The following is a 23,335-nucleotide window of genomic DNA, read 5'->3' on the forward strand; positions in this document are numbered from 1 at the left end:
AATGCCTCTTGTGACGCTCTGCGTCACGCTTTGGGACGCAGAGCGTCCCCGGCTGCATTCCCACGCGGAGCGTGGGAACGATCAGGCGAACAAGCGAGCAGCCGGTAGCGGAAACTGGTGCTTGACCTTGCCAGCATGGCAAGGTTGATCCTGTAGTCATCCACTACAGGGAGTACGACCGATGTCCGATTCCATCACGTTTGATCTGCCCATCAGCGGCATGACCTGCGCCAGTTGCGCCGGCCGTGTCGAGCGGGCGCTGAGCAAAGTCAGCGGCGCCAGTGCCGTCAGCGTCAACCTCGCCACCGAGCAGGCCAGGGTGCAGGCCCCCGGCGACAGTCTGCCGGCGCTGGTCGAGGCAGTCGAACGCGCCGGTTACAGCGTGCCGCAGCACACCGTGGAATTGAACATCGACGGCATGACCTGCGCGTCCTGCGTGGGTCGTGTCGAACGCGCCCTGAACAAGGTTGCGGGGGTGAAAAGCGTCAGCGTCAACCTCGCCAATGAGCGAGCCCACCTTGAATTGTTCGGCGCGGTCGACCCGCAAACCTTGATCGCCGCCGTGAGCAAGGCCGGTTATTCGGCCAGCCTCTTCGAACTTGAACACCCTCAATCTGATAATCGCCAGCAACGCCTGAATCATGAGCGCCGGGCGCTGATCTGCGCCATCGCCCTCGCCTTGCCGCTGGTGCTGCCGATGCTGCTGCAACCGTTCGGCATTCACTGGATGCTGCCGGCCTGGGCGCAGTTCGCCCTCGCGACCCCGGTGCAGTTCATCTTCGGTGCGCGGTTCTATGTGGCCGCTTGGAAAGCCGTGCGCGCCGGAGCCGGCAACATGGACTTGCTGGTAGCGCTGGGCACCAGCGCCGGTTATGGCCTGAGTCTCTATGAATGGGCAAACGCTGCCGGGCGCATGCCGCATCTGTATTTCGAGGCCTCGGCAGTGGTCATCGCGCTGGTACTGCTCGGCAAATACCTGGAAAGCCGCGCCAAACGCCAGACCGCCAGCGCCATCCGCGCACTGGAAGCGTTGCGGCCAGAACGGGCGATTCAAATCATCGATGGCCGTGAACAGGACGTTGCCATCAGCGCTCTACGCCTTGGCGATCGGGTATTGGTCAAACCCGGCGAACGTTTCCCGGTGGACGGCGAAGTGCTGGAAGGCCAGAGCCACGCCGACGAAGCGCTGATCAGCGGCGAAAGCCTGCCGGTGCCCAAGCAACCGGGCGACAAGGTCACCGGCGGTGCGATCAACGGCGAAGGCCGCCTGCTGGTGAGCACCACGGCGCTCGGCGCGGAAAGCGTACTGGCGCGGATCATCCGTCTGGTGGAGGACGCCCAGGCCGCGAAAGCACCGATCCAGAAACTGGTGGATAAAGTCAGCCAGGTGTTTGTGCCGACGGTTCTGTTGCTGGCCCTGGCCACGCTGATCGGCTGGTGGTTGTATGGCGCACCACTGGAAACCGCGCTGATCAACGCCGTCGCGGTACTGGTTATCGCCTGTCCCTGCGCCCTCGGCCTGGCGACACCGACCGCCATCATGGCCGGCACTGGCGTGGCCGCGCGGCACGGGATTTTGATCAAGGACGCCGAAGCTCTGGAGCGCGCCCATGAAGTCAGCGCCGTGGTGTTCGACAAGACTGGAACTCTGACCTCCGGCACGCCGCGCATTGCGCATTTCAGTGCAATCGACGGTAACGAAAACGCCCTGCTGACAGCGGCCGGCGCGCTGCAACGCGGCAGCGAACATCCGCTGGCCAAAGCGGTGCTGGATGCCTGCGCCGAACGCAGCCTGAACGTACCGGACGTGAGCGACAGCCAGTCCCTGACCGGACGCGGCATCGCCGGCAGCCTCGACGGCCGACGCCTGGCGCTGGGCAACCGTCGCTTGCTGGAAGAAAGCGGTCTGAACGCCGGAAACCTGAGCGAGCCCGCGAAGGCCTGGGAAACCGAAGGCCGCACACTGTCCTGGCTGATCGAGCAAAGCCCCGAGCCCCGCGTGCTCGGTCTGTTCGCCTTCGGCGACACCCTCAAGCCCGGCGCGCTGCACGCGGTGCAACAACTGGCGGCGCAGCACATCCACAGCCACCTGCTGACCGGCGACAACCGTGGCAGCGCTCGCGTCGTCGCCGAAGCGCTGGGCATCGAAAACGTCCACGCCGAAGTGCTACCGGCGGAAAAAGCCGCCACCGTCGCCGAGCTGAAAAAAACCGGGGTCGTGGCCATGGTCGGCGACGGCATCAACGACGCCCCCGCGCTGGCCGCTGCCGATATCGGCATCGCCATGGGCGGCGGCACCGACGTGGCCATGCACGCCGCCGGCATCACCCTGATGCGCGGCGATCCGCGACTGGTGCCGGCGGCGCTGGAAATCAGCCGCAAGACTTACGCGAAGATCCGCCAGAACCTGTTCTGGGCCTTCGTCTATAACCTGATCGGCATCCCGCTGGCGGCGTTCGGCTTTCTCAATCCGGTGCTGGCCGGTGCGGCGATGGCCCTGTCGAGCGTCAGCGTGGTGAGCAATGCGCTACTGTTGAAAACCTGGAAACCCGAGGATCTGGAGGACAACCGATGAACATCGGCCAAGCGGCCCGCCACAGTGGCCTGAACGCGAAAATGATCCGGTATTACGAGTCGATCGGTCTGCTCAAGGCTGCCCATCGCACCGACAGTGGCTATCGCATCTACGGCGACGATGACCTGCACACGCTGGCGTTCATCAAGCGCTCGCGGGACCTGGGATTTTCGCTGGAGGAAGTCGGCAAGTTGCTGATGCTCTGGCAGGACCGCCAGCGCGCCAGCGCCGATGTGAAGGCTCTGGCCCGCCAGCACATCGACGAGCTGAATCAAAAGATCCGCGAACTCGGCGAACTGCGCGACACCCTGCAGGATCTGGTCGAACACTGCCACGGCGACCACCGCCCGGACTGCCCGATCCTCAAGGAACTCGCGTCGGGCTGCTGCGCGCAACCCGCTCGCGCCTGAGCAGCAGGGCTTTCATCGACAGCACCGTGGCGAGGGGAATGCCGTGGAACAGCAACACCACGGCCCCCGGCGCCCACCACTCATAGAACGGTGCGGCGATCAGCATGCCGACGCCGAACCCGGTCATCTGCAACAGTGTCAGGAAACTGAAGATCGGCAGGCGCAAGGGCTCCGGCTCCCGTTGCAGCCGTGACATCAGGCAGACTTCCGAGAACCCGTCACCCAATCCGGCCGGCAGCGAAAACAGCAACAGACCGATGACGCTGTGCTGCTGGAACATCAGGATGAAGCCGCAGGACATCAACAACACGCCGCCGAAATAGCGACGCTCCAGATGGATGTTTTCCGAGCCGTTCAGGCGACTGGCAATCCGCGCACCGAGCAATTTGCCGGCGGCCCACACCGCGAGCATCAGGCCCAGCGTGGTGCTCGCCGCGTCCGGTGTCAGCAGTCTGGAAATGATCGGAAAACCGACGTTGTGCGCAGCGCTGCCAAGGGTGTCGGCCATGGTCACCGCCAGCATCGCGGCCACCACCGGGGCACTGCGCAGGCCTTGCAACAACGCCGACCACTCACCCTGTCTGGCGCTGGATTCGGCCACCGGCTCCGGTGCGTTGAACCGCAATGGCGCAATCAACAGCGCCGCCAACAGATAGGTCAGCGCGTTCAGCGCAAACACCGTTTCAAAGCCAAACCCTGCAACCAGCAACCCGGACACCAGACTGCCGACGACCATCGCCATGGAGGAGGCGGACGTGATCCAGGCATTGGTCTTGAGCAACTGCGCAGGCTCGATCAATCGCGCAAGCTGGCTGTTGAGGCCGATGGCGAACATCGAATTGCCAAAACCCAGACCAAACGCAATCAGCGGCAGCAACAACGCCTGTTGACTGACCGGCACGATCAGCAATAAACCGAGCACAGCGGCGCGCAGCAGATCGAAGGCAATCAACGGCCAGCGACCGCTGCATCGACGATAAAACGCGGTGCCGATCAGGCTGGCGAAAATTCCCCCGCCCACCCGACTGGCGAGAAAGATCCCCACGCTCACCGCGCTGTTGCTCAGCAGGTAGACATACGTGGCCAGCGCAACCATGTTGAGGAACGCGCCGAAATCGGAAATCAGCCGCGCGGTGATGATCAGCCGGGCATTGCGCGAAGTGGTGCTCACAATCAATCCTTGAATGTGTAAAACCCGGCCGAAGCCGGGTTTCCCATTTCAGATGCTCACTGCATCCACGGTGGCGGAGGCGGTTCGTCGGACTTGCCCTTGGGCTCGTCGTCCGCCGCGCGGATGGCTCGCTTGCGCTCCTCATCCAGACGCGCCGCTTCGATCTCGCGCAGCACCCCGCCGACATCGGCCAGGTCCTCGGGATCGTCGAACTCGCCGGTCAGCACGCTGGCCGGGTGCAACGTACCTGCTTCGTACAACGCCCACATTTCCTTGGCGTATCGGGTCTTCTTCAACTCCGGAGCGAAGCGGCCGAAGTACGCCGCCATGTTGCCGACGTCACGTTCGAGCATGCTGAACGCGTGGTTGTTGCCGGCGGCGTCCACCGCTTGCGGCAGGTCGATGATGACCGGCCCGGTCGGGGTCAGCAGCACGTTGAACTCCGAGAGGTCACCGTGCACCAGACCGGTACACAACATCAGCACGATCTGCGAAATCAGGAACGCGTGATATTCGCGAGCCTGATCCGGCTCCAGCACCACATCATTCAGACGCGGTGCGGCGTCGCCGTATTCGTCGGCCACCAGCTCCATCAGCAGCACGCCTTCGAGGAAGTCGTACGGTTTGGGCACTCGCACCCCGGCGTTGGCCAGGCGGAACAGCGCCGCGACTTCGGCATTCTGCCAGGCGTCTTCGGCTTCCTTGCGCCCGAATTTGGAACCCTTGGCCATTGCCCTGGCCTGTCGGCTGTTGCGCACCTTGCGGCCTTCCTGATACTCGGCCGCCTGGCGGAAACTGCGTTTGTTCGCCTCCTTGTAGACCTTTGCGCAACGTAACTGATTGCCGCAGCGCACCACATAAACAGCTGCTTCTTTGCCACTCATGAGTGGACGCAGCACTTCGTCGACCAGACCGTCCTCGATCAGGGGTTCAATGCGTTTTGGAGTCTTCATCAGCTTTTATTGTGGGTCCTTTATTACCAAACACGCGAATGTCACTCGTTATACGGCAATCCTCGCATCACGGGGAGGGGTTGCCGACCTGTGAACCTGTGGATGCACACACTGTGCCGGATAAACCGGGCCGATCCGCCTCTTTATCGACCGCTGCGAATCATAGCCGAGGCTGTCGGAGTTGTTGGCGACAGGCCTTGAGGGCATTTGCGACAGAATCTGCCATCCCGCCGAACACCGCTCACATTAATTTTCTTTTGCAGCCTCAATTTCCCTCGCGCGCGGCCGAATTCCTTTGAGGCAGAGGAATTTGTCCGACAATCGTTTCAAAAAAATCTTCGATGTCGCACTCAAGGAAACGGGTGAGAAATACGTTTTTCGGCTGCCAATAACCGCGAGTCATCTGCACTGCGTGGGCCTACAAGAAAATCTGGAGCGCGGATGAACATCAAACAGAAGTTGACCTGGGCGTTTGCAATCATCGCCTGCTTGCCCGTGGTGCTGGTCGCCACCCTGGTGGTACTGAACCTGCGCAGCGATGCCCGGGACGATTTTGTCGACAGCAGCGGGCGCGAGATCCGTCAGGTCAGCAACGCCATGCAGCTGTTTTTCGACGGCATCAGCCAGAACGTCGATTACCTGGCGGCGCAGCCACTGGTCAAAAACGCCGACGGCAGCGTGCGCAGTCGCATGAGTGCCAATGCCTCCGATACCTCGGATGGCGAGATCGACAAGCAACTGTTTGCCCTGTTCGAAGGGCTGGCGAAATCCCACCCGGCCTACTCCTACGTTTCCTATGGCCTGAGCAGCGGCGGCTACGCGTTCTGGCCGGGCGACCCGAAAATGGCCAACTACGACCCGCGTACCCGCCCGTGGTACAAGACCGCCATGGCCAACCCGGGCAAGACCCTGCGCACCGAAGCCTATTACTGGGCCGGCGATGACGCGGTACTGGTCAGCACCGTGCGCGCAGTGGCCAACCAGTTGGGCGCCCAGGGTGGCGTGGTCAACATTGACGTGTCGCTCAAGCAACTGACCGAGATCGTCAAACAGATCAAGCTCGGTGAAAGCGGTTACCTGATGCTGATGGAAAACACCGGCACGGTGCTGGTCGATCCGAAGCAACCGGAGCATAACTTCAAGAAGCTCGACAGCCTCGGCGACGGTTACGCGCAACTGGCCAAGGCCGGCAAAGGCCTGGTGGAAGTCGAGCTCAACGGCGAACGCTACATGGCCAACGTCTGGCCGTCGGAGCAATTGGGCTGGACCTTCATCGGCCTGATCAAACAGAACGAAGTGATGAGTTCCGCCACTCAACTGACCTGGCTGATCGCGATCATCGCGGCGGTGCTGGCAGCATTTTTCGCGGTCGTCGGCGCCAGTTTCGCCAGCCTCATCGTGCGGCCGATCCGCAGCGTGGCCAGCGGTCTGGAAGGTATCGCCCAGGGCGAAGGCGACCTGACCAAGAGCCTCGACATCCGTGGCAGCGACGAAACCGCGCAACTGGCCAACTGGTTCAACCAGTTCCTCACCGCAATCCGCAGCCTGATCCAGCACATCGGCGGCGCGGCCGGAAAAATCCTCGCCACATCGCAGAGCTCGACCCGGGTCTCCGGCGATATGGCCGAAGCCGCCGGACGCCAGCGCGAAGCGGTGGACATGGTCTCGACCGCATTCCACGAAATGGTCGCCACCGCCAACGAAGTCGCCCGCTCGTGCAGCCAGGCAGCCGAGTCGGCCGACAGCGGCCAGCGCCAGGCCCGCGAAGGTCAGCAGCAGATCGATGCGGCGGTGCACAGCGTCGACCAACTGAGCCAGGAACTGGAGCAATCGGCGCAGTCGATGCAGCAACTGGAACGCGACAGCAACGACATCCAGTCGATCCTCGGCACCATCCGCTCCATCGCCGAACAGACCAACCTGCTGGCGCTCAACGCGGCTATCGAAGCAGCGCGGGCCGGTGAGCAGGGGCGCGGATTTGCGGTGGTCGCCGATGAGGTTCGCGCATTGGCCAAACGCACGGCGGATTCGACGGCTGAGATCGACGGGCTGCTGGGCAATCTGGCGAAGCGCACCAGCGCGGTGACCCAGCAGATGCGCGCCAGTCTTGATGTGTCGCAGCAATCGGTGGCACGGATTGGTGAGGCGCGGGAGAGCTTTGGGCAGATTCGTGAGTCGGTGGATGTGATTCGTGACATGAACACTCAGATCGCGACTGCGGCGGAAGAGCAGCATCAGGTGGCCGAGGACATCAATCGGCACATCAGCCAGATTCATGGTGATGCGCAGTTGGTGGCGGAGCTGGCGAATTCGGCGCGGCTGGATTCGCAGAGTCTGGCGGGGTTGTCGAATGAGCTGGATGGGTTGGTGCGCAGGTTCCGTACCTGAGTAACCTTTGCAATCCCCTCTCTTCAGGAGAGGGGATTGTTGTTCTGTCAGCGTTCGATGATCGCCGTCACACCTTGCCCCCCGGCCGCACAAATCGAAATCAACCCCCGCCCCTGCCCCGCCGCATCCAGCAACTTCGCCAGGTTCGCCACGATCCGCCCGCCTGTCGCGGCAAACGGATGCCCCGCCGCCAGGGAGCTGCCCTTGACGTTCAAGCGGCTGCGATCAATCGATCCCAGCGGAGCGTCCAGCCCCAGCCGCGTCTTGCAGTACTCCGGATCTTCCCAGGCCTTCAACGTGCACAACACTTGTGCGGCAAATGCTTCGTGGATTTCGTAGTAGTCGAAGTCCTGCAAGGTCAGGCCGTTGCGTGCCAACAGCCGTGGCACCGCGTACACCGGCGCCATCAAAAGTCCTTCGGCACCGTTGACGAAATCCACCGCCGCCGCATCGCCGTCGCGCAGATACGCAAGGATCGGCAAGCCGCGCTCCTTCGCCCAGTCTTCGCTGCCCAACAACACCACCGAGGCGCCATCGGTCAGCGGCGTCGAGTTGCCGGCGGTCAGGGTGCCCTTGGCACTTTTCTCGAAAGCCGGTTTCAGGGTCGCAAGTTTTTCCAGGGTCAGGTCCGGACGCAGGTTGTTATCGCGGGTCAGGCCGAGGAACGGGGTCATCAGGTCGTTATGCCAGCCTTCGCTGTAGGACGCCGCCAGTTTGTGGTGGCTTTCGAAGGCCAGTTGATCCTGTTCTTCGCGGGGGATGTTCCAGGTCTGCGCCATCAACTCGCAGTGCTCGCCCATCGACAGGCCGGTACGCGGTTCGCCGTTGCGCGGGAATTCGGGGATCAGGTGTTTCGGACGCAGTTGCAGAAAGGTCTTGAGCTTGTCGCCGGTGGTCTTGGCGCGGTTGGCTTGCAGAAGGATTTTGCGCAGGCCTTCGCTGACGCTGATCGGCGCGTCCGACGTGGTGTCGACGCCGCCGGCAATGCCGCAGTCGATCTGGCCGAGGGCGATCTTGTTCGCCACCAGCAGCGCGGCTTCCAGACCGGTGCCGCAGGCCTGCTGGATGTCATAGGCCGGGGTGGCCGGTGACAGGCGCGAGCCGAGCACGCATTCGCGGGTCAGATTCATATCCCGTGACAATTTCAGCACCGCGCCTGCGACCACTTCGCCGATGCGCTGGCCGTGCAGGTTGTAGCGTTCGATCAGGCCTTCGAGGGCGGCGGTGAGCATCACCTGATTGCTCGCGGTGGCATAGGGCCCGTTGGAGCGGGCGAACGGAATGCGGTTGCCACCAATGATCGCGACGCGGCGCAGCTGACTCATGAAATGCTCCTTGTGAAATATCCAGTCTGAAAATCGGGCACTGAAAATCCCGTCGGGCCACAAAAGCGCCGAGGGCAAACTACTCTGCTGTTCTAGCGTAGGCCTTATTGCGTGGATCGAACGATTGATTGCCCTTCGCAGTCCACACTTTGAACCCCATCTTCTGGAGAGCGTTCCATGTCTGACCGCTATATCGACTTCGCCAACTCGTCCATCGGCCACCGTCTGGTCGGGGCCCTGGGCCTGCCGTCGCCGGTGCGGCTGGAACGCTGGCAGGCCGGGCGCCTGCGGCCGGTGGACGGTGCACTGCTGATCGGCGGCGGGCCGCTGGCCGAGCGGGTCAGTGTATTTGCCAACCGCCTGACCGACGCGATCTACCGCTACGGCGACCAGCCTGCGGCCGCCACCCAATGGATTCCCGGCCATGGCCCGAAACTCAAGGCCGTGGTGTTCGATGCCAGCGATCTGCAGCACACCGACCAGCTCAAGCAGCTGCGTGAATTCTTTCAGCCGTTGATGAAGAACCTCGACAGCAGCGCGCACCTGGTGATCCTCGGCCGCGCCCCGGAAACCCTGAGTGAACCGTTTGCCGCCAGCGCGCAGCGAGCACTTGAAGGCTTCTCGCGCTCGCTGGCCAAGGAACTGCGCAGCGGCGGCACCTTGCAACTGATCTACGTCGGCGAAGGTGCCGAGGATCAGCTCGAAGGGCCGCTGCGGTTTTTCCTCTCGCCGAAAAGCGCGTTCGTCTCCGGACAAGTGATCCGGCTGACGGCCTGCGCCACTCAAGTCACCGACTGGACGCGCCCATTGGCCGGGCGCAAGGCGCTGGTCACCGGGGCAGCGCGCGGCATCGGCGCCTCCATCGCCGAAACCCTGGCCCGTGACGGTGCCGAGGTGATCCTGCTCGACGTGCCGCCCGCAAAAACCGATCTCGAAGCCCTGGCCGCCCGCCTCGGCGGGCGCGCCATCACCCTCGACATCTGCGCCGAAGACGCCGCCGCGCAACTGACCGGACAGCTGCCGGACGGCCTCGACATTCTGGTGCACAACGCCGGCATCACCCGCGACAAGACCCTGGCCAACATGACACCCGAGTTCTGGGACGCAGTGCTGGCCGTCAATCTCAACGCGCCGCAAGTGCTGACCAAGGCCCTGCTCGACAGCGGCACCCTGCACGACAACGCGCGGGTGATTCTGCTGGCGTCGATCAGCGGTATTGCCGGCAATCGCGGGCAGACCAATTACGCGGCGAGCAAGGCCGGGTTGATCGGGCTGGCCCAGGCCTGGGCGCCGACCCTGCTGGAACGCGGCATCAGCATCAACGCCGTGGCGCCGGGATTCATCGAGACCCAGATGACCGCGCACATTCCGTTCGGTCTGCGCGAAGCCGGGCGGCGCATGAGTTCGCTGGGCCAGGGCGGCCTGCCGCAAGACGTCGCCGAAGCCGTGGCGTGGCTGGCACAACCGGGCACCGGCGCGTTCACCGGGCAAGCGTTGCGGGTCTGCGGCCAAAGCGTTCTGGGGGCCTGAACATGACCATCGAATGCCAAACGCTGCACCACGAACCGAGCCTGCCGGGGCTGTACGCCCGGGCGGCGACCCGACGCAAAATCACCGGCACCACCCTGCCTGACAAAGGTTTGCGTTGCGCCGTCGAGGTAGATGGCAAACGTCTGGCGGCCTATCGCAAAGTCTGCGGGTTCGCCGATGACGGCCTGCTGCCGCCGACCTATCCGCATATCCTGGCGTTCGCCTTGCAGATGCAACTGCTGACGGCCAAAGAGTTTCCGTTCCCTTTGCTGGGGCTGATTCATCTGAGCAACCGCATCCGCGTATTGCGACCAATGGGCGGAATCAGTCGCGCGCAAGTCAGCGTCCGGGTGCATAACCTGCAACCGCATCCCAAAGGCGCGACCTTCGATCTGCTGACCACCCTGGACGATCAACTTGGCCCGTTGTGGGAAGCCGAAAGCCGGATGCTCTGTCGCAGCGTGAAGCTGGAAGGCGAACCGGTGGAGAAAAGCTGGGAGCCGACACTGCCCCTCGCACAAGTGGCGCAGTGGAAGGCGCCGGCGGACATCGGCCGGCAGTATGCGAAAGTATCCGGCGACTACAACCCGATTCACCTGAGTGCCGCCAGCGCCAAACTGTTCGGGTTCCCGACAGCCATCGCTCACGGTTTGTGGAACAAGGCCCGCACCCTGGCAGCGCTGGCGGATCATCTGCCCAAGGCCAACCTTGAAGTCACCGTGCACTTTCGCAAACCGGTGCGCCTGCCGAGCGAGGTGAGCCTGTTCGCCAGCGCTGCCGGTTCCAGCGGTGAGTTGCGTCTGATCGGCGCCACGGATCTGGAGCACATGGTGGGCAATTGGCAGCCGGTTGCCTGACATCGAGGGCGGGAAAACCTGATTAATTGTGTATATATCACTTAAGTTTTCCCGCGCCGCACACGCGACGTCGCCGAATTTCCAGCCTTGATTTTCAAGGCTTTTTTTTGCGCGCCTATATCCTCGGTATTAGTCGTTAGGCGGCATTCGCGGCCGCCTGCATAAAGGCGTTAATACCAACTGGAGAATGGCGTCGATCCAGCCTTGCGACTGATATGAGCACAACGGACGAAGGCATTGCCGGCAACAGAACCGGCAAGCCGTCGAAGACAACGAACGTTGTGACAGGTGCAAGGAATAACGCTCATGAAAACTCAGATGAAAGTTCAAGCGTCTTGGTGCAAATCGGCAACAGCACTCGCCCTCATTCTCTCCCTCGGTCTGGCCGGTTGCAGCAGTGGCGGCGGCGGTCATCACAGCAGCTCCGGCAGTTCGTCCCCCGACAGTTCGACGGCGGGCACCGGCGGCACGGGCGGTACCGCAGGCTCTGGAGGCACGGCGGGCACTGGCGGTACCGGCGGAACTGGCGGCACGACGACGCCGACCGATCCTACCAATCCGACCAATCCAACCGACCCGACGGACCCGACCAACCCCACCAATCCGAGTACACCGACGCCTTTGGTCACCACCACGCTGGTGCAGGACGTCGGCAATACCGTCAGCGGAGTGGGTGATGGTGTCGGTCAGGTCGGTGATTCCCTGAGCGGCGTGCCGGTGGTTGGCGGCGTGGTGCAAAGCGCGGCCCGGACTGCCGGCAACGTAGTGACCACGCTGGGTGACGGCGTAGCCAACGGCATCGGCAAACTGGCGACCACCGACAATGGCCTGGGCGTCACCGCTTCGGCAGTCGGCGGCGTGGTGCAGGATGTGGGCAACGGCGTGTCCGACCTGAGCGGCAAACTGGCGACGGCCACGGGCAGCGTTCCGGTGGTCGGCGGCGTCGTCACCCGTGTGGCACCGGTGCTCAATGGCGTCGGCGAAAAAGTCACCATGCTCGGCGACACCCTCAGCACCGCTACCACCACCGGCCCACTCGGCTCGGTGACCAAAGAGGTCGGCAGCAAACTGGTGCCGGTGATCGCCATGGTCGAAAGCACCACGGACAAACTCGGCAGTGCCACGGGGCTGGGTGCTCCCGTGAACGGCCTGCTGCAGAAAGTCGGCACCACGGTCGATGGCGTGGGCGACAAAGTCACTGGCGCCGGCAACGGCAATGCACTGACCAACACAGTCGGCGGGGCCTTGAGCAACGTCGGCACCGCTGTAGGCAAGGCCGGCGGACTGGTGGACAACGGAACCGGTTCGGGAACCGGCGTCGGTGGCGGTCTGGGCAACAATGGCTTGCTGCAAACCGTTGGTGGCGCGGTCGTGAATGTCGGCGCCGGGTTGAGCAGCGGCAACGGCAGCCTCGCCGCACCAGGTGGTGTACTGGCGGCGGCGGGTAATACCGTGGCCTCGCTCAACACCGTGCTCGGCGGTTCGGGCACGCCGATCACCAGCCCGACCACTCCCCTGGCCACTCTGGGCAACAACGTGGGTGCCGGACTTGCTCCGGTCACCACGGCGGTCACCAGCCTGACCCAGAATGTCGGCGCCGCCACCGGGCTGGGTACCCCGGTCGCCGGCCTCACCGGCCAGGTCGGAGGTGCCGTCGGCAACCTCGGCAACACGATTGCCGGCACCAACAGCAACCCGGTAGTGGCGGCGGTCGGCAACACCGTCACCACAGTGGGCAACACCGTCACTGCGGTGGGCGGGCTGGTCAACGGCGGCACCACCACCGGAACCGGCGGCGGACTGGGTGGCGTCCTCGGCGGCCTGACCGGTGCCCTGGGCGGCAACAAACGCTGATTTGCACCTGGCCGATTCGACGGCCGAACCTACAGCGCCTACGCTTGGTTGAGGGCGGAAGATTCCCACGAGTCTTCCGCTTTTTTCTTAGGAGAAACCCGCCCGGTGCTGGGGGTTGAACATGGAGTGTCCTATGCGCGTTATGGCATCCCTGCTGTTTGTCAGTCTCAGTTCCACAGCCCTCGCCGATACCCTGCCCAGCTTTCTCAACAGCAACGAAACCATACGCAATCTGCCGGTGCCGAACCTGCCCGCCGACGCCTACCGGCCGAACGCCGCGCCGCTGCAAGTGCCGGAGCCCGGCGCCACGGCCGCCCAGCCGTTGCTGATGAGTACCAGGATCAACCTCAGGACCGTGCAGATCGAAGGCGGCACGCTTTACCCGCTGAACGAACTGGCCGAAATCTACAAACCCCTGATCGGCCGCCAGAGCAGTCTCGCCGACCTGATCGAGGCCACTCGCAACATCACCCGTCGTTATCAACAGGACGGTTATCTGCTGTCCTACGCGTTCCTGCCACAGCAGACTTTCGATGACGGTGTGGCGCGCGTGGTGCTGGTGGAAGGCTACGTCCGCGACGTGCAGATCGCGGGCGACGTCGGACGGGTCAAAGCCCTGCTTGAGCGACTGGCCGCCAAGCTCCAGGCCGAACGCCCGCTGACGCGCAAGACGTTCGAGCGCTACACCACGCTGATGACCCGCATTCCCGGCGTGACGATCCAGGCCCAGGTGCCACCACCCGGCACCACCGACGGCGCAACGACGCTGGTGGCCCAGGCCAGCCGCAAACCGTTCACCAGCACCCTGAGCACCACCGAAGACAACCGCAACGGCACCCAGGCATTGCTCGGCGTCAGCAGCAATTCACAAACGTCGATGGGCGAACAGCTGAGCCTCAGCGGGTTGTTTCCGCCGGGAGATGATCACGAGCATTACTACCGGCTGGACTACAACCAGTTCATCAATGACGAAGGCGCGCAATTGAACCTTTCGGCCTCGCGCTACCGGGCCGATCCCGGCACCAATGTGCAGTTGAGCAATGGACTGGAACTCAAGCCGCACCGTGAAAACGACCGTTATTCGCTCGGTTTCACCCTGCCGCTGATTGCCGCTTCGGATGAACTGCTGACTGCCGGATCGCGCTTGTACGCCGTCAACGACAAGACCCGCTACAAGGTGATCGGCTACCCCCTGAGCGTCGAAGAACGCACCGACATCCGCGCCCTCGCCTTCGAAAGCGACTGGCGCAAGGTCGATGCCCGACAACTGCGCATTCTCAGTGGTGGCGTGTACCAGGGCTTCGACAGCATGGGAGCACACACCAACAACAACGCCATCGACCTCGACTTCTTTCGGGTGCGTCTGTCGGGGGTGCAGAGCGACAAGTTCTTCGACAATTGGCAAGGGGTGCTGTCGGCTGCGTTGTACTGGAGCCGCGACACCCTGCCCGACAGCGAACGTGCGGTGTTCGGCGGGCAGAATTTCGGCCGCGGTTATCCCGACGATCAGGCGTCGGGCGACAAGGGCTGGGGCGTGGCTTACGAGATCAACTACAGTTTCAACCGCGACGGCAACTGGGTGCGCATCCTGCAACCGTACTTCGTGCTCGACCGCTCGCGCAGCTGGTTCAACGAATTGCCGGTGCAGGCCAACAACCTGTCATCGGCGGCGGTCGGCCTGCGATTCGGCGATGCGAAGTACTACAACATTGCCCTGGAGGCGGCCAAGGCGATGTCGGATGAAGCGCTGGACACCTTCAATCGCCGGCCGCGCTACAGCATCAGTTTCAGCTATCAGTTGTAGCTCGACCGGCCGATGAATCAGAAGGCGTAGCGGACTTTTGCCGTGAACCCGTCAGCGTCAAAACCGCTGGCGGTCACGTAGTTGTACGACCCGCCAACACTCCACGCGCCGAACCGGTAGTTGGCACCCAGGCGCAGCTCATAGCTGTCGCGAACGGGTGTGGTACCACGGCTGGTGAACGAATCGCCCCCCAGCACAAACGACGACGTGGTACCGGTCTTATCGCCAATGGCGTCATGCCAGGCCATCAACTTCGCTTCAGGTTCCAGGCTCCCGGTGCCCACATCGAACGCGGCGGCCAGACGTGCCCCCACACCTACTTCGCCGACCTCGTAGCGTTGGCTGCCGACATTCAACGAGGCCGAACTGCCCTTCTCGCGATAGCTGTCCATGCCTACGTTGGCGTAACGCGCCCCGACCTGCGGCTCAAGCACCACATCCGGTATCAGGTGCGCGGTGTAACCAGCCAGCGCGCTGACGCCGAACACGTTGCTGTCGTAATCCCCCTTGGCCCGAGTGCCGGCGATGTAACGGCGGGACTCGTTGTCGTTCCAGCCATACATCAGCGACGAATCGACGAACCAGTTTTCATGGGTCCAGTTGCCGTAAAAGGTCAGCGCATGGCCGGTGACCTGAGTCTTGCTGCCGCGATCAGACTTCACATTGGTGTCGAGGTAGCTGTACGCCAGCCCGATTGCGGTATCGGCATTAAACTGACCATCGGCACCTACCGCGATACCGTGACTGTCGGCGTCGTAACCACTGACACCGTGACGCTCATCCTGGCTGGCATCGCTGCTCAAGGCTTGCAGCCAGACACCTTTGCCCGCGCCAACGCCTCCGGTACGGACGCGACTGGAGCGCTCATTGATGACATCCGACACCAACGTCTGACTGTTGATGGCCGCGTGAATCACGCCACGGCTAACATCCGGACTGAGTGTTTCGGACAACCTGGCCAGTTGTGCATCGGTGCTGGCGTTAGCGAACGCCTGGAACACCGGATCCTGCTCATCGAGCCGCGACAACAGACTCGACACACGGCCCACCGCCGTTGCCGCATTGCGACTGCCGCCCGCCACAAGGGTGTTCTGCGCCAACACCTCATCGGATTTGTTGGTCACCACCGACGTAATGTCGTTGCCCACGACCCCGAAGCTCTTCACATCCAGCAACGCAGACGAAGACGTCACGTTGAGGTTATTGCCACCGACGAGACTGCCCGAGCTGATCAGGGTGTATTTCGTACCACCCGGCGTAACCCGGAAATCACTGGAGCGCGCCAGCAGCCGCAACGTCGCACCCGGCGCGATATCGGCAGTGCCCGTGACTTTCAACACCGGCAACGCCGGATTGGTGTCATTGCCCAGGTACATTTCCAGCACCGAATCGGACTCTTCCATGTCGAAGTCACCGATGATCGTGGTGTGCGGTTTCACCAGCGTCAGCGTCCCGTCCTCGATGGTCACGTAACCGGACTTGATGGTCGAACCGTCGAAGATTGCGTCACCGTCGATGATCACGCCGGACAACCCGAGCAGATCACCTTTGACCTCGCCGCCATAGAAATGAAAGTAGCTGACTCCGTCATCCACCTGAATCGCCGCCTGACCACCCTCGATCAGACCTTGCTGCTGATAGATCACAAACGGCAGGCCACCGGCCGGCTGATCGCTGACATGCACGCCGATGGATTCACCGGAAATCGTACCCTGGTTGAACAGCGCGAAAGTACCCGCTCCTGCCGAGGCACTGTATTTCACACCCTCCAGCGTCAAAGCCTCAGCATTTTCCCCGGTTACGCGAATCGTGCCGTTGTTGTTCAGTACTCCCTTGAGCGTCGTACCATCCAGAAACAACCCCAACGCGTCGGTCCCACTGACACTGATCGTGCCATCGTTGGATACCCCGTTCAGCGTGGTATGCACCAGCGACACGCCGGCAGCCCGCGCCCCGCTGACCTCAATAAGGCCTTCGTTGATCAACGAACCGCCCAGCGTGCTGCCGATATCGGCAATACCGCTGGAACTGCCCGAACCGGCCAGACCGTTGACTGTGATCGAGCCCTTGTTGATCAGGCTATAGGCAATCTTGCTGGGCGTCACACCTGAGGAACCGAGCATAAGGCCCACGCCCGAACTGGCTCCATCAATCCTGATCGTGCCGTTGTTGCGCAACTGATCCGCTGTCAGCCCCATGAACTGAACGCCATAAGTCACCGTCGACGGCGTAACTGGCGCAAATGTCCCGTTGCCACTCAAATCGACCAGATTCCAGGTTTGCAGATTACTGCTCAACGGCCCGCCACTCAGGTCGTAATTCAGATTGGCAGCAAAGACAGAAGACGCCTGCAAAGAGGCGGCAGCAACAGACAGCGCCAGCAACGAGCGGCGCACGCAGGAAATGTTCAAACCAGAGTCCCTTCCAAAACACAAAATTGTTCCAGCAGGGCTCTACACTCGAAACAGGCCTCCCTACCGACCCGTCAGCAACTGACCGGGCGCGCGGAATTTACACGAGCCATCATTTCGATACTACCCAAAAGTCAAACCACTGACGCCAAATAAAAACACGCACTCCCACCACCTCAAATCAAACAATGAGCGTTAGCTCGAGTAACGCTCTGGATCTTCGGGCGACGTCGACAGGCTGAGTAGAGGGATTCATCCGGGGGTGGGAGCGCAGCGACCGTTTGGCGAAGCCAAACACATCGAGAGGAGGTGCAGCGGCGCTCCACCAAAAAAATCAGGAAACATTCACCCGAGGTTTGGGAAACAGATTATCCAAAGTCTCAAGCAACCGAACGTGATAAATCGGCTTGCGAAACAAATCCAGCACCTGTAACCGCAACATGTCACTCACATCCTCCATGTCCGCATGCCCGGAAGTCACAATCACCGGCAAATGCTGACGCGAAGTATGTTCCCGTAGCCGCTTGATCAACGACATGCCACTTTCCTCCGGCATGCGCAGATCGGTAATCACCAGCGCAATGTCCGGATGCCGGGTCAGATGATGCAGGGCCAGCTTCACCGACGTCGCGGTATGACAGACAAAGCCCTCTCCCTCCAGCAACTCCGCCAGCTCCAACAACGCGTCCTCCTCGTCATCGACCAGAAGCAATTGTTGGCGGGGAGTCGGGGAGGAAGACATAAGGCATTACCTTGCGATGGACTGAGCGCTGACGTTAGAACCCCTTGGGCGCATTCGCAAGTTGCCGTCCACGGATCTTCAACCTTCTCTCAGAGTGCAGCCTGAATGGTGTTGAACATCGTGGTAATAGCACCGGAAATGGGAGTCACGAATGCCGCCAGCGCCACCGCCACCATCCCGGCGATGATCGCATATTCGATACCGGATGCCCCTTCGGTGTCCCTGGCCAAGCCTTTGTAGAAGGCGACCTGGGATTTGATTGTCTGCACCGCTTTTTTTGCAAAGGACATGACTGATTCTCCTTGAAGGCATGGGGTGTTGCGGCGTTCGCAACATGATTCCCCCGTGCCAGCATCAGCATTGTCGGCAATGCCCGGACCTACAACTGTAAGAACGAATTAACACCAAAGTAGTAACGGCCCGAATAACGGCAAAAAACCATTTTTGGCGCTTTAGACCCCTACTTTCGGTAGATATTTCGGCCCGCGTAATGGCGTTTTGTTTTGGCTGCGCTACCGTCAAATAGCGAAATAGTTACTGGTTCATAGCTGCCTGTTTGCGAATTTATCTCGTCGAAAGTCACGGGTTGTTGCAAGAGACATAGCGCAGCGGGAAAGGGAGAGCCGTCATGAACAGTCGCGTCACCCTGGGCTTGGCCAGCATCTTGCTGCTAGGTGCCATCATCGCCGGTTACTGGGGGCTCACATTGAGTCGTCAGACCCCGGCCTCCGAACCCGTGGTTGCCGCCCCTGATACCCCCGCCGCCACCCCGGTACCGGTGGAAGATCCGACTCGCCAACCGGTGGTGGTGCTAGTGCGCGACATCGCTCCGTTCGTAACCATCACCGCCGCCGATGTCGCCGTGGAAAAACTGCGCACCGCCCCCGCCGGCAGCCTGGCCAGCGTCGATCAGGTGGTCGGCCGCACGCCATGGCGTGCCCTGTCCGCCGGAACCTGGCTGACCCAGGAAAGCTTTGAGGCCGGCAGCCCGCTGGCGCGGATGATCCGTCCCGGCGAACGTGCACTCGCAGTGGCCGTGGATGAAGTGATCAATGCCGGCGGCCAACTGGCGCCGGGGGATTACGTCGATGTGCTGCTGTTCTTGCGCAAGGATGAAAACAACCCGCAGCCGACCGCCCAACTGGTGGTGCCTGCCGTGCGGGTGCTGGGCGTGGGTAATCAGATGGGCCTGACCAACAGCGGCCAGCCCGCGAGTCCAGCTCACAGCGAAGAAGAAAAACTCAAACAGGAACAACTGCGCGCCGCCGCCCGCAGCGTGGTGCTCGCGGTGCCTGAACCGTTGCTCAACCGCCTGATGCTGGCCTCCAGCGCCGGCGTCTTGCGGCTGGCCGTGCGCAGTGCCGACGAGCAGCAACTGGCCCGCTATTGGGCCGGCGACAACAACGTTGCCGCCGGCCTCGACAGCCCTCGGCGCGAATTGATCGAGTTCAGCCAACTGTCATTGACGCCACCACCCAAACCCCTGGCGATCGCCAGTCAGACGGCCCCCAGAAAGCCGGCCGTGGAAGTGATTCGCGGCACCGAATCCGCCGAACCCAACCCCTGAATCGAGCAAGGACGCACATTCATGCGCAAACGCTTTACGCCCCTGTTCCACTGGCTGCGGTTTATCTTGCTGAGCGTGGCTTCGATCGGCAGCGCGGCCGCCGCCACCGGCAATTGCGCCGCGCTCGCGCCGCTGCCGGCCGTGCTGGAAATCGGCGAAGGCCTGCAACAGGCCGTGCAATCACCGGTGGCGATCACCCGGGTGGCAGTGGGCGATCCGAAGATCGCCGACGTGCGCGTGACCGGCGATCAGGGCGTGCTGCTCACCGGCGTCGGCCCCGGCGCCACCACGTTGATGATCTGGACGGCCTGCGCCAGCACACCGCGTCAGAGCATGGTGTTCGTGCAGGGCAAGGCCAGCGCGGCGATGAGCGCGGCGGCGCTGCCGTCCAACAGCGAACCGAACCTGCCCTCGCAGGTGCAGACCGACATCCGTTTCGTCGAAGTCAGCCGCACCAAACTCAAGGAGGCCGGTACGTCGATCTACGGCAAGGGCTCCAACAACTTTCTGTTCGGTGCGCCGGGCACCGTGCCGAACACCGGGGTCACGCCGGGTGTGGTGCCGCTGCTGAACATTGATCCTCGTATTGCCTCGCCAAGCATCCCGTTGGCCAACGACATGTTCAACATCGTCTGGGGCGGTGGCAGCAGCAAGTTCCTCGGCATCGTCAACGCACTGGAAGGCAGCGGTTTTGCCTACACTCTGGCGCGGCCGAGTCTGGTTGCGCTGAGCGGTCAGAGTGCAAGTTTCCTGGCCGGTGGCGAGGTTCCGATCCCGGTACCTAGCGCCAACAGCAACAGCTATTCCATCGAGTACAAGGAGTTCGGCATCCGCCTGACCCTGACCCCGACCGTGGTCAGCAACGACCGGATCGCCATCAAGGTCGCCCCGGAAGTCAGCGAGCTGGACTACAACAACGGCGTGACCATCGGCGGTACCAAAGTACCGGCGTTCACCATTCGACGTACCGACACCAGCATCTCCCTGGCCGACGGCGAAAGCTTCGTCATCAGCGGCTTGATCAGCACCCGCAATGCCTCGGAGGTGAACAAGTTTCCGGGGCTGGGCGACATCCCGGTGCTTGGCGCGTTTTTCCGCAACTCGTCAATCAACCGCGAGGAACGCGAACTGCTGATGATCGTCACCCCGCACCTGGTGCAACCGCTGGCCGTCAACGCGCCATTGCCGTCGTTGCCCGGCGAGAAACTGCGCAACTACGATCCGAACTGGTATCGCCTGTACTTCCTGGAAAACGGCAACTTCGATAAACGCAGCGGGTTATCGCAATGAGCCAGAGCCTGAGCCAGACGTTCCTCGCCATCACCCGCAACACCACTGATCTCGAGTGGCTGCAAGGCGCGCTGGCGCCCTTGGGCCAGGTGGTCAGCGCCGGAGGCGGCAGTCTCGACGAACTGCTGGCGCTGGTCGACGTGACCTTCGCCAGCCTGGTGTTCGTCGGCCTCGACCGTGAACATCTGGTGGCCCAGAGTGCGTTGATCGAAGGCGTGCTCGAAGCCAAACCGATGCTGGCGATCGTCGCTCTCGGCGACGGCATGGACAATCAGTTGGTGCTCAATGCGATGCGTGCCGGCGCAAGGGATTTCGTGGCCTATGGGTCGCGTTCCAGCGAAGTCGCCGGTCTGGTGCGACGGCTGAGCAAACGCCTGCCGGCGGTAACGCCGAACGCCCAACTCGGCGGTTTGACCGTACTGTACGGAGTCCAGAGCAACGCTGACGGTGCGCTGCTGGCCAATCACATGGCGCTGGTGGTGCAGAAGAGCGGTCAGCAGACCTTGCTGCTCGACCTCGGCCTGCCGCGCGGCGACAGCCTCGCCCTGCTGGGGCTGGAGAGTTCTTTTCATTTCGGCGACGCCTTGCGCCACTTGCGCCGCCTCGACGCGACCCTGATCGACAGCGCCTTCACCAGCGCCGAGGCCGGGTTGCGCATCCTCGCCTACGCCCCCGGCGACGAACCGCTGGAACGCACCAGCGCTGCCGAGCTGTACATGTTGCTCAGCGCCCTGCGCCAGCACTTCCAGCACATCGTGGTGAACCTCACCGGCCAGCCCGACAGCGAAGCGCTGCGCACCTTCGTCAGCCATTGCGACAAGTTGCTGTGGTACACCGACCAGAATGTGCTCGACTGCCGGCGCAACCTCGCAATACTCAATCTGTGGCGCGAAAAAGGCATGAAGCTCGACCACGGCCGGCTGCTGGTGGATCGCTATCTGCGCAATGTCGCGCCGGACTCCGACACCCTCGGCCGGACCTTCGGCCTGGAAGTCATTGCGGTGCTCGCGTACAGCCCGGAACTGCGCCTCAACGCCAAAAACCAGGGCGTAACCCTGTTCGAACTGGCACCGCGCGAAGCCATCAGCCAGAGCCTGCGCACCCTCGGCGAACGGCTGGCCAAGCGCTCCGAAGGCCTGGCCAAACCCAAAGTCACCTGGTTCGATCGCTTGCGAGGCAGCTCATGAGCAGCGAGCAATTGTTCGGCGGGCCACAGCGCAACGCCACCGGCAACACCGACCACGACGGCCTGAAGCTGGTGCTGCATCGCTACATCATCGACGCCATCGAAGAATCGGGGAAAAACCTGCTGGAAGGCTCGCGGCAAGTGCTGTCGCAGTTCGTCATCGACAAGGTCGCTGAGTACATCGCCCGCCTGCACCTGGCGATTTCCCGCTATGAAATGGAGCGTCTGGCTGAAGAAATCGTCGATGAACTGACCGGCTTCGGCCCGCTGGAAGTGCTGCTGCGCGACAGCGCGGTGACCGAGATTCTGGTCAACGGCCCGCACCGGGTGTTCATCGAACGCGATGGCATGCTGCATTTGAGCGACTTGCGTTTCATCGACGCGCACCACGTCGAACGGGTGATGCAACGCATCCTCGCCCCGCTCGGCCGGCGCCTCGACGAGTCGTCGCCGATGGTCGATGCGCGCCTGCCCGATGGCAGCCGGGTCAACGCGATCATCCCGCCGATCGCCCTCGACGGCCCGTGCCTGTCGATCCGCAAATTCCGCAAGGACATGCTCAAAAGCACCGATCTGATGGCGATGCAGACCATCGATCAGGCGATTTTCGACTTCATCGCCGAGGCCGTCGGCAAGCGCTGCAACATCCTCATCAGCGGCGGCACCGGCACCGGCAAGACCACCCTGCTGAACATCCTCAGCCAGCTGATCAACCCCCATGAACGTCTGGTGACCATCGAAGATGTCGCCGAACTGCAACTCGGCCATCCTCACGTGGTGCGCCTGGAAACCCGCCCGCCGAATGCCGAGGGTCACGGCGAAGTGAAGGCCAGCGACCTGATCCGCAACGCCCTGCGGATGCGTCCTGACCGGATCATCCTCGGCGAGATTCGCGGGGTCGAAGTGGTCGACGTGCTGACTGCAATGAACACCGGCCACGACGGTTCGATGAGCACGGTCCACGCCAACAATGCCCAGGACGCGCTGCTGCGCCTGGAAACCCTGGTTGGCCTGACCGGCCGTACCATTGCTGAACGCACCCTGCGCCAGATGATCTGCGCGGCACTCGACGTGATCATTCAACTGACGCGCATGCCCGACGGCCGCCGCTGCGTCAGCGAAGTGGTGGAAGTGGTCGGGGTACGCGACGACGTTTACGTCACCAACACTCTGTTCCGTCTCGACCGCCGCACCGGTTTCGGTTTTCTGCGCGAAGCGGTCAACCCGGCCGGTGACAAATTGCGCCGTGAACCGGCGCTGCCACAGTGAGGA

Annotated in this window: 17 protein-coding genes and 1 pseudogene; 12 read left to right on the top strand and 6 right to left on the bottom strand. The window is 62.6% G+C overall.

The window, feature by feature from the left end:
* Positions 1-181: 181 nt before the first annotated feature.
* Positions 182-2,575 carry a heavy metal translocating P-type ATPase gene (locus AC1MDC_RS18650; RefSeq protein ID WP_480393470.1) on the top strand — a complete coding sequence of 798 codons (2,394 nt, stop codon included), beginning with the start codon at positions 182-184 and terminating at the stop codon, positions 2,573-2,575.
* Positions 2,572-2,985 (top strand): Cu(I)-responsive transcriptional regulator, encoded by a 414-nt coding sequence (cueR, locus tag AC1MDC_RS18655; RefSeq protein ID WP_480393471.1) that lies wholly within the window; start codon positions 2,572-2,574, stop codon positions 2,983-2,985. Before AC1MDC_RS18650 ends, cueR begins: the two co-directional genes overlap by 4 nt.
* On the opposite strand, the gene AC1MDC_RS18660 is transcribed toward cueR, so the two are convergent.
* Entirely contained in the window at positions 2,939-4,156 is a 1,218-nt protein-coding gene (locus AC1MDC_RS18660; RefSeq protein WP_480393472.1) for an MFS transporter, read from the bottom strand. The genes cueR and AC1MDC_RS18660 overlap by 47 nt on opposite strands.
* Before the next feature lie 56 nt (positions 4,157-4,212).
* Entirely contained in the window at positions 4,213-5,109 is an 897-nt protein-coding gene (locus tag AC1MDC_RS18665) for a PA4780 family RIO1-like protein kinase (RefSeq protein ID WP_085700952.1), read from the bottom strand.
* A 597-nt stretch (positions 5,110-5,706) separates the two neighbouring features.
* Here AC1MDC_RS18665 and AC1MDC_RS18670 point away from each other — a divergent pair.
* Both AC1MDC_RS18670 and AC1MDC_RS18675 read left to right on the top strand, forming a co-directional pair.
* Positions 5,707-6,639 (top strand): annotated as a pseudogene (locus AC1MDC_RS18670) (HAMP domain-containing protein); the annotation flags it as partial.
* Between the two features lie 129 nt (positions 6,640-6,768).
* Positions 6,769-7,497, top strand: coding sequence for a methyl-accepting chemotaxis protein (locus AC1MDC_RS18675; protein WP_371320909.1), 729 nt, complete (start codon positions 6,769-6,771; stop codon positions 7,495-7,497).
* Between the two features lie 47 nt (positions 7,498-7,544).
* On the opposite strand, the gene AC1MDC_RS18680 is transcribed toward AC1MDC_RS18675, so the two are convergent.
* Positions 7,545-8,822: an acetyl-CoA C-acetyltransferase gene (locus AC1MDC_RS18680; protein WP_480393473.1), complete on the bottom strand. Its 1,278-nt coding sequence runs from the start codon at positions 8,820-8,822 to the stop codon at positions 7,545-7,547.
* Positions 8,823-8,999: 177 nt separating this feature from the next.
* Here AC1MDC_RS18680 and AC1MDC_RS18685 point away from each other — a divergent pair, with 177 nt between their 5' ends.
* The 4 genes from AC1MDC_RS18685 (at position 9,000) to AC1MDC_RS18700 (ending at position 14,867) form a co-directional block, all read left to right on the top strand.
* On the top strand, positions 9,000-10,352 hold the full coding sequence (locus tag AC1MDC_RS18685; RefSeq protein WP_480393474.1) for a 3-oxoacyl-ACP reductase: 1,353 nt from the start codon (positions 9,000-9,002) through the stop codon (positions 10,350-10,352).
* A 2-nt stretch (positions 10,353-10,354) separates the two neighbouring features.
* Positions 10,355-11,209, top strand: coding sequence for a MaoC family dehydratase (locus AC1MDC_RS18690; protein WP_480393475.1), 855 nt, complete (start codon positions 10,355-10,357; stop codon positions 11,207-11,209).
* Positions 11,210-11,515: 306 nt separating this feature from the next.
* A complete protein-coding gene (locus AC1MDC_RS18695) occupies positions 11,516-13,063 on the top strand; it encodes a collagen-like triple helix repeat-containing protein (protein WP_170929798.1) in 1,548 nt (515 codons plus the stop codon).
* Positions 13,064-13,196: 133 nt separating this feature from the next.
* The gene (locus AC1MDC_RS18700) at positions 13,197-14,867 is read left to right on the top strand and encodes a ShlB/FhaC/HecB family hemolysin secretion/activation protein (protein ID WP_085700957.1); all 1,671 of its coding nucleotides are present in this window, start codon (positions 13,197-13,199) and stop codon (positions 14,865-14,867) included.
* A 17-nt stretch (positions 14,868-14,884) separates the two neighbouring features.
* Here the strand turns inward: AC1MDC_RS18700 and AC1MDC_RS18705 are convergent, their stop codons facing one another.
* The 3 genes from AC1MDC_RS18705 to AC1MDC_RS18715 form a co-directional block, all read right to left on the bottom strand.
* Positions 14,885-17,278: an autotransporter family protein gene (locus tag AC1MDC_RS18705; protein WP_480393476.1), complete on the bottom strand. Its 2,394-nt coding sequence runs from the start codon at positions 17,276-17,278 to the stop codon at positions 14,885-14,887.
* A gap of 334 nt (positions 17,279-17,612) precedes the next feature.
* Positions 17,613-18,020, bottom strand: coding sequence for a response regulator (locus tag AC1MDC_RS18710; RefSeq protein WP_085703477.1), 408 nt, complete (start codon positions 18,018-18,020; stop codon positions 17,613-17,615).
* Positions 18,021-18,109: 89 nt separating this feature from the next.
* On the bottom strand, positions 18,110-18,310 hold the full coding sequence (locus AC1MDC_RS18715) for a Flp family type IVb pilin (RefSeq protein ID WP_085703476.1): 201 nt from the start codon (positions 18,308-18,310) through the stop codon (positions 18,110-18,112).
* Positions 18,311-18,648: 338 nt separating this feature from the next.
* Between AC1MDC_RS18715 and cpaB the strand changes: the two genes are divergently transcribed.
* Genes cpaB through AC1MDC_RS18735 form a run of 4 tightly spaced genes read left to right on the top strand, consistent with a single transcriptional unit; the run spans position 18,649 to position 23,332 of the window.
* Positions 18,649-19,587: a Flp pilus assembly protein CpaB gene (gene cpaB, locus AC1MDC_RS18720; RefSeq protein WP_085703475.1), complete on the top strand. Its 939-nt coding sequence runs from the start codon at positions 18,649-18,651 to the stop codon at positions 19,585-19,587.
* A gap of 21 nt (positions 19,588-19,608) precedes the next feature.
* Positions 19,609-20,877 (top strand): type II and III secretion system protein family protein, encoded by a 1,269-nt coding sequence (locus tag AC1MDC_RS18725; RefSeq protein WP_227234349.1) that lies wholly within the window; start codon positions 19,609-19,611, stop codon positions 20,875-20,877.
* A complete protein-coding gene (locus tag AC1MDC_RS18730) occupies positions 20,874-22,064 on the top strand; it encodes a CpaE/TadZ family protein (RefSeq protein WP_085703473.1) in 1,191 nt (396 codons plus the stop codon). Before AC1MDC_RS18725 ends, AC1MDC_RS18730 begins: the two co-directional genes overlap by 4 nt.
* Positions 22,061-23,332, top strand: coding sequence for a TadA family conjugal transfer-associated ATPase (locus tag AC1MDC_RS18735; RefSeq protein WP_085703472.1), 1,272 nt, complete (start codon positions 22,061-22,063; stop codon positions 23,330-23,332). The genes AC1MDC_RS18730 and AC1MDC_RS18735 overlap by 4 nt, the downstream gene beginning before the upstream one ends.
* The last annotated feature ends 3 nt before the right edge of the window (positions 23,333-23,335 follow it).

Source organism: Pseudomonas sp. 1 (assembly GCF_056626735.1).